The following is a 14,011-nucleotide window of genomic DNA, read 5'->3' on the forward strand; positions in this document are numbered from 1 at the left end:
TGCGCGGCGGCGCGGCGGCGCCCGGCGCCGGCGTCGCCGGCACGGGCGCCGCGGCCGCGAGCTGCGCCGGATCCACCGCGCCCGTCGTCGCGACGTCGATCGGCGCGTCGGCCGGAAACGGCTTCATCTCGTAGATGTCGAAGCCGAGCTCGCGCAGGTAGCGGCGCTTGTACTTGTAGGACAGCGCGTAGGCGATGAAGGCGTCGGTCGACGCGAGGCTGTTCGTCGAGACGATCACCCGCGGCGGATCGGCGCGGCGGTGCAACGTCTTGAACAGCGTCGCGGCGGGCTTGGATAGCACCAGGTAGGGCGTCTGCAGCATCACCCGGTCCTTCGCGCCGAGGATCAGCTCCTGCAGCGTGCGCGTCGCCGGCGACGTGCCCTCGCCGCCTTCGGCGTGCTTGCCCGGCGGATCGGCGACGTAGTCCACCGCGCCGACCGCCAGCACGCCCGGCACCAGGCGCTCGCGCACCAGCGCGGGATCGTCGGCGAGCTCGCGCGCGGCCCGCACGCGTGCGGGTTGCTCGAACGCCGCCGGCGGCAGCGCCGGCACGCCGTCCTCGAGCAGCAACCGGCCGACGTCGGCGAGGCGCTGCACCGGGATCGCGCGGTAGTCGCCCCAGTAGCGCTCGAACGAGACCGCCATCTCTCGCGCGCTCGGCCCGGCGATGAGCAGGTCGCGGTCGCGGAAGTTGTATTCGTCGTCCCAGTCGTAATAGTCGTCCTGGTAGTTGCGCCCGCCGGTGATGCCGACCGCGCCGTCGACGAGCAGCAGCTTGGTGTGCATGCGCTGGTTGAGCGCGCGCCAGCAGCACAGGCCGGCGGCGACGTACTGCGGATAGCTGATCTTCGCGCGGCCGAGCACCGGGTTGTAGATGCGCACCTCGAAGCGGTCGTGCAGGCCGGCGAGCGCGGCGAGCGTCTCCACGCGGCGCAGGGCGGAGAGCTGGTCCATCAGCACGCGCACGCGCACGCCGCGGCGCGCGGCGGCGATGAGTTCGTCGAGCACGAAACGCCCGGCATCGTCCTCGTCGAAGATGTAGGTCTGCAGGTCGATCGAGGTGGTCGCGCTGCGGATGAGGTCGACGCGCGCGAGCAGCGCATCGCTGCCGCGGTCGAGCAGCAATGCGTAGTGGCGCGGCGATTCGGGCGTGGATTCGACGAAGGCACGGCCGGCGAGCTCGTGCAGCGCGGAGGCACGCGCGCAGGCGTCGGCACGGTCGCAGTCGACCTGGGCCGGGCGCGCGGCCTGCACCACCTGCTCCACGCGCTGCACCTCGACCGGGCTCAGCCCGGCGCAACCGGCGAGCAGGGCGAGCAGCACCGGCGCGAGCAGCGCAAGCAGGCGGCGGTAGCGGTCAGGACTCTTCGAAGCGGACATGGAGGCGGAAACGCACGCGGTCGGCCAGCGCCCAGCGCCAGCCGTGGAGGCCGTAATGATCGCGGCTCACGCGGCCCTGCGCGAGCACCGGGCAGTCGTGGCCGGGGCGCGCGCACGGGGTGGCGGTGAGGGTGAAGGCCTCGCGGCGCTCGACGCCGCGCAGGCGCAGGCGCCCGTGCAGCACGCCGCCGCGCTGCGCGAGGTCGGCCGGATACGGCTCGGAGACGAACTCCACCCACGGGTGCCGCGCGGCATCGAACATCGCCGGGCCGCGCGCGAGATCGGTGTAGCGGCGCGGGCCGTCCACCGCGACATCGGACGCGGCGAGACGGAAGCGCACCTGGCGTCGACCGTCCGGCAACGTGTCGACGCGGCCTTCGAAGCGCGGGAACCGCCCGCGGACCAGCGCGCCCACGCGGGTGCGCACGTCGAATTCGACGCGCGAGCGGGCGGGATCGATCGACTGCGCGGCCGCCGGCGCGGCGACCAGGGCGGCGAGCAGGAAAAGCGAGGCGGCGATGCGCCTCACGGCCACCAGAAACGCGTGAGCGCCGCCACACCCGGCTCGAGCGGGGCGCCGGCAGGCATCGTCAGCACCGCAACGCCGGCCGGCGGCATGCCGCGGTAGTCGCCGGACTGCCCGCTGTTCATCAGCGCGGCGAGCTGTTCCAGACCCGGGTTGTGGCCGACGATCATCACCCGCCCGATCTCGCGGTAGCGATCGGCGAGCTCGATCAGCGCGCCCGGCGTGGCCTCGTAGATCGTGTCCTCTACGCAATGCTCGACGTAGCCCGTCGCGCGCACCACCGCCTCGAGCGTTTCCCGTGCGCGCCGCGCGGGCGAGCAGAGCACGCAGTCGGGCACCAGGCCCTCGGCGACGAGCCACTGCCCCACCGCCTCCGCGGCCGCCTGGCCTTCCGCCTCGAGCGGACGGTCGAGGTCGTCCTGGCCCTCGCGGGGCGATTCGGCATGGGCATGGCGCAGCAGGATGAGTTGGCGCATGGGTCGCTCGTCTCCTCGGAGGGGTCAGATTGCCGCGGCGCGGTCGGCGCGGGGTGAACGGCGACCGCAGCGGGGTCGCAGCCAGCCTACACGCCCGGCGGCGATCGCGGCCGGCCCGTATCATTCGCGCTCCACGGACGATCCCTACCCTCGCGCATGAGCGAACTGCACGACCTCGTCGCCCTGATCCGCGCGAACACGCCGTTGATCGTCATCGAGACCCGCGACGAAGCCCGCGTGGTCGAGCTGTTCCGGCAGGCGCTGATGCACTGCTGGCGCGAACTGCACCGGTGGACGATCACCGAAGGCCTGCGCCGGCTCGACCTCGACCGCGAGGACCCGCCGCACGTGGCGCCGGACGCCACCAACACCTTCCAGGCGATCCGCGACGCAGAGCAGCGCGGCATCTACCTGCTGTTCGACATGCATCCCTACCTGGGCTACGCGAGCAGCCAGCGCATGCTGCGCGACCTCGCCCAGCGCCGCGACTGCGAGCCGCACGTCATCGTGCTGGTGGGCCACGACATCGAATTGCCGGCGGACCTCGACTCGCTCGCGGTGCGCTACCGCCCGAAGCTGCCGGACGCGAACGCACGCCTGAAGATCGTGCGCGAGGAGGCCGACCACTACGCGCGCGAGCACGGCGGCAAGCGCGTCGAAGTCGATGCGGAAGCCGTGCAGCAGATCGTGCGCAACCTGCGCGGGCTCGATCCGGTCGACGTGCGCCGCATCGCGCGGCAGCTCATCTTCCGCGACGGCGCGCTCGGCCCCGACGACCTGCCCGAGCTCGCCAAGCTCAAGTTCGAGCTGCTCAACCGCTCCGGCCACCTGCACTACGAATTCGACAACGTCGTGCTCGACGACGTCGCCGGCGCGCGATCGCTCAAGCGCTGGGTCGGCCATCGCAAGCCGGTCTTCCTCGCCGCCGAACCGCCGCCGGGCCTCGACCCGCCCAAGGGCGTGCTGCTGCTCGGCGTGCAGGGCTGCGGCAAGTCGATGCTGGCGAAGGCCGTGGCCGCGGGCTTCGGCGTGCCGCTGGTGCGGCTCGACTTCGGCACGCTCTACGACAAGTTCCACGGCGAGACCGAAAAGAACCTGCGGCTTGCGCTGGAGTCGGTCGAGCAACTCGAGCCGTGCGTGCTGTGGATCGACGAGATCGAGAAGGGTCTGTCCACGGATGAGGGCAGCGACGGCGGCGTCTCTCGCCGCGTGCTCGGCTACCTGCTGACGTGGATGGCCGAGCGCCGTTCCCGCGTGTTCCTCGTGGCCACCGCGAACCAGATCGACGCCCTGCCGCCCGAACTGCTGCGCAAGGGGCGGTTCGACGAGATCTTCTTCGTCGACCTGCCCGATGCGGCCACGCGCGAGCAGCTCTTCGCGCTGCACCTGAAGAAGCGCGGGCTCGATGCCGCGACGTTCGACCTGCCCGCCCTCGCCGCCGCGAGTGACGGCTTCTCGGGCGCGGAGATCGAGCAGGCGATCGTGTCCGGCCTGTACGCCGCGCACGCCACCGGCGCGCCGCTCGGCGACTTCGGCCTGCGCGCCGAGCTCAAGGCCACACGCCCGCTGTCGGTGGTGATGGCCGAGCGCGTGGAGGCCCTGCGCGACTGGGCGCGCGGGCGCACGGTGCCGGCGGACTGACGGCCGGCAGTACGCAAGAAAAAGCCCGGCGATTGCCGGGCTTTTTCGTTTCCGCGGGTAACCGGTCAGTCCGGCCGGCCGGTCTCGCAGCCGCGTGCCTCACGATCGGCCGGATCGCAGGGCGAACGCTCGTCGACGATCTCCAGCGCATCGCGCGCGCGCGACACCGTCGGCTCGCCGCCGCCGTCGAGGTAGCGCACCAGCCGGCCGAGGTCGTCGCTCACCCCGATGCCCGCGATCGGATCGACCGGGTCGACCGGCGCGGCCGTGATCGTCAGCGTGGAGCCGACGAACGTGAGCTGGTAGTTCGCCGAGGCGCTCAGCGTGCCCTGCCCGATCGCATAGCTGCCGGGGGCCTCGCCCGGTGCACGCGCGAGCGCGCCGGCCAGGCTGTCGCCGGTAACCAGCGAGCCCTGCGTGAGGCCGTAGCCGAGCGCCGGATCCACCGCGCCCTGCTGCTTCGTCGCCGGGTTCGCGGTGACGGTGATCGCACGGCGCAGGATGTCGGCCACCGTCGTGCCGGGCACCACCACCGTGTAGTTGCCGGCGTCCGCACCGCTGAGCGCCACGCCGCCGACGGTGACGGTCTTGCCGGTGCCGGCATTCGCATCGCTGAAGGTGTACGTGCCGGTCGCGCCGACCGCGTCGCCCGCGACCACGCCATTGAGCGCGATGCTGCCGGTGCCGGCCGTGGTTCCGTCGTACGTCTTCGCGCCGACCGTCGCCGTGCCGGTGATCGAGCGGCGCAGGATCTCGCCGATCGCCGAGCCCGGCACGCTGAGCGTGTAGTTGCCCGCGTCGACGCCGTTGAGCGTCACGCCGGAGATCGTCACCTGCTTGCCGGCGCCGGCGTTCTTGTCGGCGAAGGTGAAGCTGCCGCCCGCGCCGACCGTGTCGCCGGCGACCACGCCGGTGAGCGCGATGCTACCGGTGCCGGCCGTCGTGCCGTCGTAGGTCTTGGTGCCGACCGTGGCCGTCCCGGTGATCCCCTTCGGGGTGATCGTGCCGGTGGCGGTGCCCGGCGCGGCGAGGGTGTAGTTGCCCGCATCCGTACCGGTCAGGGCGACGCCGCCGACGTTGACGGCCTTGCCGGTGCCGGTGTTCTTGTCGGCGAAGGTGAGTGCCGCCGTCGCGCCGACGCTGTCGCCGGCGATGACGCCGGCGAGCGTGATGCCGCCGGTCGCGGCGGTGTTGCCGTCGTAGGTCTTCGTGTTCACGGTCACGGTGCCGGTGAGCGCGCGCCGCAGGATCTCGCCGACCGCCGTGCTGGGCACGCTGACGACGTAGTTACCGGCGTCCGCACCGGTCAGTGCGATGCCGCCGACGCTGACCGTCTTGCCCGCGCCGGCGTTCCTGTCGGCGAAAGTGAACGTGCCGCCCGCGCCGATCGTGTCTCCGGCCACCACGCCGGCGAGCGTGATCGTGCCGGTCGCCGCCGTCGTGCCGTCGTAGGTCTTCGTGTCGACGGCGACCGTGCCGTTGATCGCCTTCTGCAGGATGTCGCCGAGGGCACTGGTCGGCATGGTAAGCGTGTAGTTGCCCGCGTCCGCACCGCTGAGCGCGGCGCTGCTGACGGTGACGGTCTTGCCCGTGCCCGCGTTCTTGTCGGCATACGTGAACGTGCCGCCGGCGGCCACGGTGTCGCCGGCGACCACGCCGGTGAGCGCGATGGACCCAGTGCCCGCGGTGCTGCCGTCGTAGGTCTTCGCGGTGACGGTGGGCGTGCCGGTGAGGGCCTTGCGCAGGATGTCGCCGAGCGCGGAGGCCGGCAGTGTCACGGTGTAGTTGCCGGCGTCCGCGCCCGAGAGCGTCGCGCCGGAGACGGTCACGGTCTTGCCCGCGCCGGCGTTCTTGTCGGCGAAGGTGAAGGTGGCCGCGCCGTTCACGACATCGCCGGCCACCACGCCGCCGAGCGTCACCGTGCCGGTGCCCCCGGTCGTGCCGTCGTACGTCTTGGTGTTGACCGTGACGGTGCCGGAGATCGCCTTCTGCAGGATGTCGCCCAGCAGCGACGACGGCACGGTGAGCGTGTAGTTGCCCGCGTCCGCGCCGCTGAGCGTGACGCCCGACAGCGTGACCTGCTTGCCGGTGCCGGCGTTCTTGTCGACGAACGTGAAGGTGCCGCCCGCGCCGACCGTGTCGCCGCCCACCACGCCCGACAGCGTGATCGTGCCGCTGCCGTTGGTCGTGCCGTCGTAGGTCTTGGTGGCGGTCGTCGGCGTGCCGGTGATCGCCTTCTGCAGGATGTCGCCGATCGTCGTGGCCGGAACGCTGAGCGTGTAGTTGCCCGCGTCGGCGCCGGTGAGCGTCGCGCCGGTGAGGTTCACCGTCTTGCCGGTGCCCGCGTTCTTGGTGACGAACGTGAAGGTACCGCCCGCGTTGACGACATCGCCGCTGACCACGCCGGCCAGCGCGATGCTGCCGGTGGCGTTCGTGTTGCCGTCGTAGGTCTTAGTGGTGACGGTCGGCGTGCCGGTGACGGCCTTCGGATCGACGGTGACGCGGCCCGTGCCATTGAATGCGAACTGGTAGCCGCTCAGGCTCGACAGCGAGCCGTTCGCGATGTCGATCGCATACGGACCGCCCGCCACGGTCGCGCGCTCGGCGAAGCCGCCGGAGGTCACCGTCGGCGCGCCGCTGAAGACGTTCGCCGCGGTGTCGGCCAGGTACGCGCCGGCCACGCCCGGCATGTAGCCGGAAATCGTGTAGTGGCTCGACGGCGTGCCGCCGAGCACGGTGCCGTAGGTCTTGGTGGTGTCGAGCGTGGTGAAGCTGAGCGTCGGCCGGTAGGCGAAGACGTAGCGGTTGCCGGTGATCGACGACGGCGCCAGCGTATTGATCGTCTGGCCCCAGATCGCATGGGCATTGCTGTTCAGGCCGTCGTAGACGCCGCCGGGCGTGGTCGCATTCTGGTAGATCGTCCAGTGGCCGCTCGCGACCACCGCGTCGGCGCCCGACTGGTTGGCGAAGACGTCCGACGAAAGCGCCACGTCACGCCCGCGGACTTCGCCGGTCGAGGCGATGTTGATGGAGCTTCCCGGCGCGGTGCTCTCGATGCGCACGTCGCCGCCGCCCGCGTTGACCACGCCGTCGATGACCACGCCGTCCACCGCGCGCATCTGCAGGCCATTCGAGGTGAACGGACCGATGCTGTTAATGCGGTTGTTGGCGACCAAGGTAGCCGCACCGCCCATGTTGCCGGAGAGCCGCACGGTCTCGAGCACGCCGGTGACGTTCAGCGCGCCCGCGCCGTTGACGGTGTAGGAGCCCGCCGAGCCGCCGGCGAACTGGATGCCGCCGGTGCCGGCGTTGAGGAAGACATTGCGGAACACGCCGCCCGCGAGATTGCCGGCGGAGACGGTCGTGGCCTGGATGCCGTTCGCATTGATCGTGAGCGTGGAACCGGGTGCCGTAATCGCGCCGGCGCTGAATGCACCATCGGCGTTGAACGTGAACGGCCCTGCACCGGTGACGCCGACGGCATCGAGGTCGATCCCGCCCGTAGTGCGTACGGTTCCACCACCGAACGCAGAAGCGCCGTTGACCGTGAACGCACCCAGCGCATACCCGCTGCCGACGTCGCTGGCGAACGTGGTTCCCGTCGCGGAGTTCACCACGAGCGTCCCGGCGCCGCTGCTGCCCGTGCTGTCGACCGCACTGTTGAACGTGACGCTGCCGTTGTTGCCTGTGACCGTGTTCACGCCGGTCAGGCCGACCGGGCCATTGAGCGTCACGCTGCCGTTGTTCGCGAGCAGCGTCGCCCCGGAAAGACGCATGCCGTTCTGCGCCGTAAGCATGACGCTGCCGCCGTTCGACGTCGCGCTCGTGAACGCGACACCGGCGACGGTGGAGCGGGCGATGATCGAGCCAGCCGCGGTGAGGCTGGCGACGCTGAACGCGTTCGATCCATCGAGCAGCAGGCCGCCGCCCAGCGCCGATGCGTTGAGCGTGTTCGTGGTGAGTGTCGATGCGGGCCCCTGGACGACACCGCCCGCGCCGTCCAGCGTGATGCTGCGTCCGGCCGACGTGCCGGTGGTCACCGCCGCGTTGACGTTGACCGCGCCGGAGCCGCCCGCCTGCAGGACGACATTGCCGCTGGTCGAGGCGATGTTCGACAGCACGGTGATGTCGCCGTTGACCGTGCGGAGGCTGAAATTGCCCGGCGTGTTGACGAGGAAGCCGAGGGTGAACGCGCCCTGCGTGTCCGTGATCGAGAAACTGCCGAGCCCGGAGAGCGTGGGCGTGAGCGCACCGCCGCCGGTGAAGTCGCCGGCGGAGATGCGGTAATCGCCACCGGCGCCCGGCGTGACCGACGCGATCGAGGCGAGCCCCGTCGTGCCGGCGATGAGGTCGACGTCGTTGCCCGTCAGCGTTCCGCCCGCGAGGGTATCGCCCGCGCCCGTGACGTCGGTCGCGCCCAAGCCCGACACCGTGGTTCCGGCGGTGATCGCCTGCGTGGTCACATTGCCGCTGGAGCGGATGACGATGTCGTCGCGCGCCGTGAGGTCGTAGGCGGACAGCGCACCGTTCGACTGCAGGGCGATGTCGCGGCCGAAGGCATTGCCGCTGATCGACAACGCGCCACCGGACTGCAGGTTGAGGTCGCCCGCACCATTGCCGATGCTCGAAGCGAAGAGCTCCAGCGCGCCCCCGGAGCGCAGGTCGACGCTCGATGCACTGACGCCGATACCACCATCGCTGATGACCCGCATCGACGTGCCCGACCGGAGGTCGAGCGCGCCCGCTCCGGTGCCGATGCCCTTTGCACCGAGTACCTGCAGGCTGCCCGGCGCCGTCACCCGGCCGTTGAGCGTCACGCTCCCGCCGAGTCCGCCGAAGCTGCCCGTTGACGTGTTTGCGCCGTCGATCGCGGTGTAACCGCCACTGAAGTCGGTCGCCGCGCCCGCGAGGAGCACGACATCACCGTTCTGGAAGGTGATCGAATTCGCTCCGCTGCCGCCGAGCAGGACGTTGCCGAGCCCGTCTCCGCGCCCGGAGCTTGCGAGCACGCTGCGGCGTGCGTTGAACAGAGAGGTCCCGGACACGGTCACGCCCGCCGAAACGGTGGAGCCCTGCACGACGGCCACCTGCTGCATCTGCTGCAGGCTCGCGTCGAAGGTGACCTGCACGCTGGGTATCCCCAGCAGCGACACGTCACCCGCGCCTGCGTCCAACACGCCGCCGTTCACGCTGACGTTATTGCCGAGCAGGGTCACTGACCCGTTGCGTGCCAGCAGCTGCGCGCCGGACGCGACACTGACGGGCATCGTGGCCGTTCCGGAGAAAAAGAAGTTGGCATTCCCATCGAGGATGTCGGCATCGGCGAGGCCCGACGTCGTCAGCAGCATCCCGCCGACGTCGAAGCGGCCGGTTGCTCCGACGAAGACACCGTTCGGATTGAGGACCCAGACATGCCCGCCCGTCGGACCGCCGACCGCGCCGAGATAGCTCGCCACGTTGCCGTTGATCTGGGTGGTGCCACCAAGGACCCGGTTCACCACGAGGTTCTGCGGATTCGCGAACACCACGTTGTAGGTCTGGCCCACCCCGATGCTGAAGCTGTTCCAGTTGACGATCGTGCGGTTGCTGCCGACCGTGAGCGTCGTGCTGCTGGGCGTCGTGGACACCGTCGGCGGCGCGCCGTTCGAGACGGTGTTGTTGATCGTGCCGAAAGGCGTCGTGCCGCCCGGCCCGACGACCTGCGCCCCGGCCTGCGCCGGCCACAGCACCTGCGCCATGGCCGCGAAGAGGATGCCGACACGCAGCCCGCGATGTGCATTCGAAGAAGTCATGGTCGTCGTCCTCAGCGGATCGAGAAGGTGTAGGTGTAGGTGGCGAGTACGCGCGAGTCCGCGCGCGGCAGGCCCGGGATCGCGGCATTGCGCGGGCTCGCGTACATCACGTCGAGGCGCCCGGCACGACCGCGCAGGCGAACGCCGAAGCCGGCGGACCACGGCTCGGCGTCGTAGCCGTCGGCGTCGAGGTTCCACAGGCGCGCGCCCTCGGCGAAGCCGAAGACGCCGAACGTGCCCGCGCCCCACGCGAAGTCGACGCCGGTTTCCAGCTGCAGCGCAAGCGCGCGATCGCCGGACGCCGCGCCCGGATCGAAGCCGCGGCCGACGGTGTAGTTACCCACCTGGAATTCCTCGTAGGCCGGCAGCGGGTCGTCGGTCCACTGTGCGTGGCCCGTGGCCTGCAGGTAGGGTCGCGCGGTACCCGTGGTCGCGAGCGTCCAGCGGGCGCCCGCATTGGCGCGCAGCGCGGTGAAGTCGGTCCGGCCCTCGGCACGCGACAGCAGCGGGTCGCCGTTCCCGCTCGCGCCGAAGGCGTCGACGCCCTGGCGCAACTCGATCCCGAAGCCGGTGCCGACCTGCGGCAGGCCGTGCGGCTGCCAGCGCCCCGTCGCCTCGAGCGCGAGCACCGTGAGCTGCTCGTCCGACAGCGGGATCGTGCCGAGGCCGAAACCCTTGAGGAAACCGAGGTCGTTCTGCTGGTCGATCGATTCGAGCCGGACGCCGAGGTCGACCGCGCGGTCGCGCTGCTTGATCCAGCCGTAGCGCGCACCGAGCCGCGCGACCGTCGAGCGGCCCTCGAGCTCGAGCGGGGCGAGGTCGCCGCCGGGCTCCGAGCGCCCGAATGCGACGTCGCCCATCGCGAGCCAGCCGCTCGCGCCAAGGCGCACCTCGCCCATGAGCTGCGCGACGCGCTGCTCGCCGCCGGTGCTGGAGAACAGCACCAGGCTCGTGCGCTCGCCGAAGCGGGTCAGGCTGTTGGCGTCGATGCGCAGCGACGCGCCCTCCGGCCCGAGTTCCTCCGAGCCGAGGTTCTGCGCGCTGAAGGTGAAATCGAACGTCCGGCGCGGGGCGAAGTCGACGCCGACCTCGAGCCCGTTCGCGCTGCCGTCGCCCGCGCGGCGCAGCACGTAGCGCGGCTCGGCGCCGGGGATCTCGCGGATCTGCACGAAGGCGCGCTCGATGTCGGCCCAGCGCGTCGCGCCGTCGCCGGCCGCCTGCGCGAGGTAGGCGCGCGCGAGCTCCGCCGACGGCCCCTGCGCCTCGGCGCCACCGATCACCGTGCTGAGCACGCGGCCTTCGGTGACCTGCAGCGTGAGCACGCCGTCGCGGATGGTCTGCTGCGGCAGATCGACGCGGGCGAGCGCCTCGCCGCGCGCGGCATACACGGCAGCGACGCGGTCGCGCGCGGTGCACAGCACGCCGGCATCGGCCTTGCGGCCCACGAGGTCGGCGACCGCGCGCTGGATCTCGGCCTGCGGCACGAGCGTCGCGCCGGTGACCTCGATGCGCGAGAGCGTGAGCTCGCCGGTGCCGGCGAACGGGCAACTGGCGTCGACCGCGAGCGTGGCCGGGTCGATCGTGGCGGACTGCAGCGCCGGCGTGCGGCGCGCGGGATCGATGTCCTGCGGGGTCTGGCCGGGCACCTGCGCTGGCACGGGCGGTGCCACCTGCGCGATCGCCGGTGCGGCCAGCATGAATGCCACGGCCGCGGCGACACCGCGCGCCAGCGGCCGGATGGCCGCGTTCGCCTTGAACGTCATCGATTTCCCCTGTGAGAACCCCGGGCCGTCGGCACGGAACCCGGCATGGTCGGGCAAAGGCCCGGACGGAGCAACGTCGCGCCGGGCGGGACGTACCGCCGCGCACGTGGCGCGACGACGCCGGATCTATCGGCCGCGCTGCGCGGTCCTGAAGGCCTTACGTCGGCAAGGGCGTCTCGGAGGCATCGGGGAGCACCGCGCCTGCTCGGAGAAATCTGACAGGCGTCGCCGGCAGCGCCCGATGGGCCCGACCTCGTCCGCCCGTGACCATGGCGACTCCCCGCCCCAAGAGCCCGCCATGTCCGCCTACCGCGTCATCGTCCAGTCCACCGAGGAAGGCTGGCTGCTCAAGCGCCCCGGCTGGCCGGGCGAATGGTTCGACGACGCGGGTTGGGCGACGCGCGCCGCCGAGAGCCTCGCGTTCGAGTTCCACGAGCGCTCGGGGCGTGGCGCCTGCGTGGTGCTCGCTTCCAACGACGGCGAGACGGAACTGCGGCGGTTCGGCTGACCGGCGCCCCGCCGATGACCGGCGGCGACTGCGATCCGACCTCGGCGGCGTGCTGCGCTGCAGCGGCCCGCGCGTCCCACGCGGGCCAGCATGCGCCGCCTCAGTAGCCCGCCGCCTGCCCGTCCTTGCGTGACTCGCTCGCGCCGACGTAGCCGCCGTTCGGATTGACCATGATCGCCTGGTAGCCGCCGTAGGGGCCGTCGGCGAAGCGCACGGAGTGGCCCTTGCGCATCAGCGCGCGGACCGTCTCGTACGGGAAGCCGGTTTCGAGGTCGAGCTCGCCGCCGTCGCTCATCACCGTCATCGCGCCGGCCGGATCGGTGGAGCCGTCGTGCTGGATGCGTGGCGCGTCACCGGCTTCCTGCAGGTTCATGCCGAAGTCGACGAGGTTCATGATGATCTGCGCATGGCCCTGCGGCTGCATCGCGCCGCCCATCAGGCCGAAGCTCAGCCACGGCTTGCCGTTCTTCGTCGCGAACGCGGGGATGATCGTGTGGAACGGGCGCTTGCCGGGCTGGAAGGTGTTCGGATGGCCTTCCTTCAGCACGAACTGCTCGCCACGGTCCTGGAAGATGAAGCCCAGCCCCGGCGGCGCCATGCCGCTGCCCATGCCGCGGTAGTTCGACTGGATCAGCGAGACCATCATCCCGTCGCTGTCGGCGACGGTCATGTAGATCGTGTCGCCCTCGTCGAGTTCCTCGGGGGTGGCGGGCTGTACCTCGCGCAGGGCGCGGTCCATCGAGATCAGGGCGCGGCGCTTTTCCGCGTAGCCCTTCGAAATGAGCTTGTCGACCGGCGCGGGATGGAACGCGGGGTCGGCGTAGTAGCGGGCGCGGTCGGCGAAGGCGAGCTTCTTGGCCTCGGTGAACAGGTGCACGTGCTCGGGGCTGCCGAAGCCGTACTTCTTCAGGTCGAAGCCTTCGAGGATGTTGAGGATCTGCAGCGCGGCGATGCCCTGCCCGTTGGGCGGCAGCTCCCAGACGTCGACGCCGCGGTAGTTGGTGCTGACCGGCTCGACCCATTCGCCGGTGTGCGAGGCGAGGTCCTCGTAGCGCAAGAAGCCGTCGTTCGCCTTGAAGTAGGCATCGATCGTGCGCGCGATGTCGCCCTTGTAGAAGGCGTCGCGCCCGCCTTTCGCGATCGTCTCGAGCGTGTTGGCGAGGTGCGGGTTCTTCCACATCTCGCCGGTGCGCGGGGCGCGCTTGCCGTCGACGGTGAACTGCTCGAGGAAGCCGGGCCACTTGCCCAGGCGCGGCACCGACGCGTTCCAGTAATGCGCGATGACCTCGTGCACCGGATGGCCTTCGCGCGCGTAGCGGATCGCGGGCGCGAGGTTCTCGGCCATCGGGCGCCGGCCGAAGCGCTGGTGCAGTGCGAACCAAGCGTCGACGGTGCCGGGCACGGTGACGGGCAACGGGCCGTGGGGCGGAATGTCGGTGAGCCCGCGCTTCTGGAACTCGGCGAGCGTGAGCGCCTTCGGCGAGCGGCCCGAGCCGTTGTAGCCGTGGAGCTTCTTCGTTTTCGGATCCCAGACGATCGCGAACAGGTCGCCACCGATGCCGTTGCCGGTGGGCTCCATGAGCCCGAGCGCCGCATTGGCGGCGATCGCGGCGTCGACGGCGCTGCCGCCGCGCTTCATCACGTCGAGCGCGATCTGCGTGGTGAGCGGATGCGAGGTCGCGGCGATCGCGTGCGGGGCATAGACCTCGCTGCGGGTCGCGAAGGGCTTGCCGGTGATGCGGTCGGCGGCGTGGACCTGCGTGGCGCCGATCAGGGCGGTCGCGAGCAGGGCGGTGGCGAGCGGTCGGAGCATGGGGGCACCCGTGGGAGAGCGAGACCGGAGTCTGCCGTGGACACGCCCGCCGTGCCTACGCGCTCGCGGAACGATTCAGGGCGCGGGTCACGGTCCACGTTCCCGGCCTGG

At 71.3% G+C, this 14,011-nt stretch carries 8 protein-coding genes; 2 read left to right on the top strand and 6 right to left on the bottom strand.

Features of this window, described 5'->3' with window-relative positions:
• The 3 genes from ACYVJJ_RS10490 to ACYVJJ_RS10500 all read right to left on the bottom strand — a co-directional run.
• Positions 1–1,381, bottom strand: a 1,381-nt coding sequence (locus tag ACYVJJ_RS10490) for a phospholipase D family protein (protein WP_460833381.1), incomplete at its 3' end; no start/stop codon positions are given.
• Entirely contained in the window at positions 1,359–1,916 is a 558-nt protein-coding gene (locus tag ACYVJJ_RS10495; RefSeq protein WP_460833383.1) for a YceI family protein, read from the bottom strand. The genes ACYVJJ_RS10490 and ACYVJJ_RS10495, both read right to left, overlap by 23 nt.
• Positions 1,907–2,383, bottom strand: a complete 477-nt coding sequence (locus tag ACYVJJ_RS10500; protein WP_460833384.1) for a SixA phosphatase family protein — start codon at positions 2,381–2,383, stop codon at positions 1,907–1,909. The genes ACYVJJ_RS10495 and ACYVJJ_RS10500 overlap by 10 nt, the downstream gene beginning before the upstream one ends.
• A gap of 156 nt (positions 2,384–2,539) precedes the next feature.
• Here ACYVJJ_RS10500 and ACYVJJ_RS10505 point away from each other — a divergent pair, with 156 nt between their 5' ends.
• Positions 2,540–4,024 carry an AAA family ATPase gene (locus tag ACYVJJ_RS10505; protein WP_460833386.1) on the top strand — a complete coding sequence of 495 codons (1,485 nt, stop codon included), beginning with the start codon at positions 2,540–2,542 and terminating at the stop codon, positions 4,022–4,024.
• 65 nt (positions 4,025–4,089) lie between these two features.
• On the opposite strand, the gene ACYVJJ_RS10510 is transcribed toward ACYVJJ_RS10505, so the two are convergent.
• Together ACYVJJ_RS10510 and ACYVJJ_RS10515 are read right to left on the bottom strand one after the other, a co-directional pair.
• Complete coding sequence (locus ACYVJJ_RS10510) at positions 4,090–9,816, bottom strand: YDG domain-containing protein (protein WP_460833388.1); 5,727 nt, start codon at positions 9,814–9,816, stop codon at positions 4,090–4,092.
• Between the two features lie 11 nt (positions 9,817–9,827).
• Positions 9,828–11,579, bottom strand: a complete 1,752-nt coding sequence (locus tag ACYVJJ_RS10515; protein WP_460833390.1) for a ShlB/FhaC/HecB family hemolysin secretion/activation protein — start codon at positions 11,577–11,579, stop codon at positions 9,828–9,830.
• A 298-nt stretch (positions 11,580–11,877) separates the two neighbouring features.
• Here ACYVJJ_RS10515 and ACYVJJ_RS10520 point away from each other — a divergent pair, with 298 nt between their 5' ends.
• Positions 11,878–12,087, top strand: a complete 210-nt coding sequence (locus ACYVJJ_RS10520; RefSeq protein ID WP_460833392.1) for a hypothetical protein — start codon at positions 11,878–11,880, stop codon at positions 12,085–12,087.
• A gap of 100 nt (positions 12,088–12,187) precedes the next feature.
• Here the strand turns inward: ACYVJJ_RS10520 and ggt are convergent, their stop codons facing one another.
• Positions 12,188–13,900, bottom strand: a complete 1,713-nt coding sequence (ggt, locus tag ACYVJJ_RS10525) for a gamma-glutamyltransferase (protein ID WP_460833394.1) — start codon at positions 13,898–13,900, stop codon at positions 12,188–12,190.
• Between the last annotated feature and the right edge of the window lie 111 nt (positions 13,901–14,011).

It is taken from the genome of Lysobacter humi (ex Lee et al. 2017), from assembly GCF_054781815.1.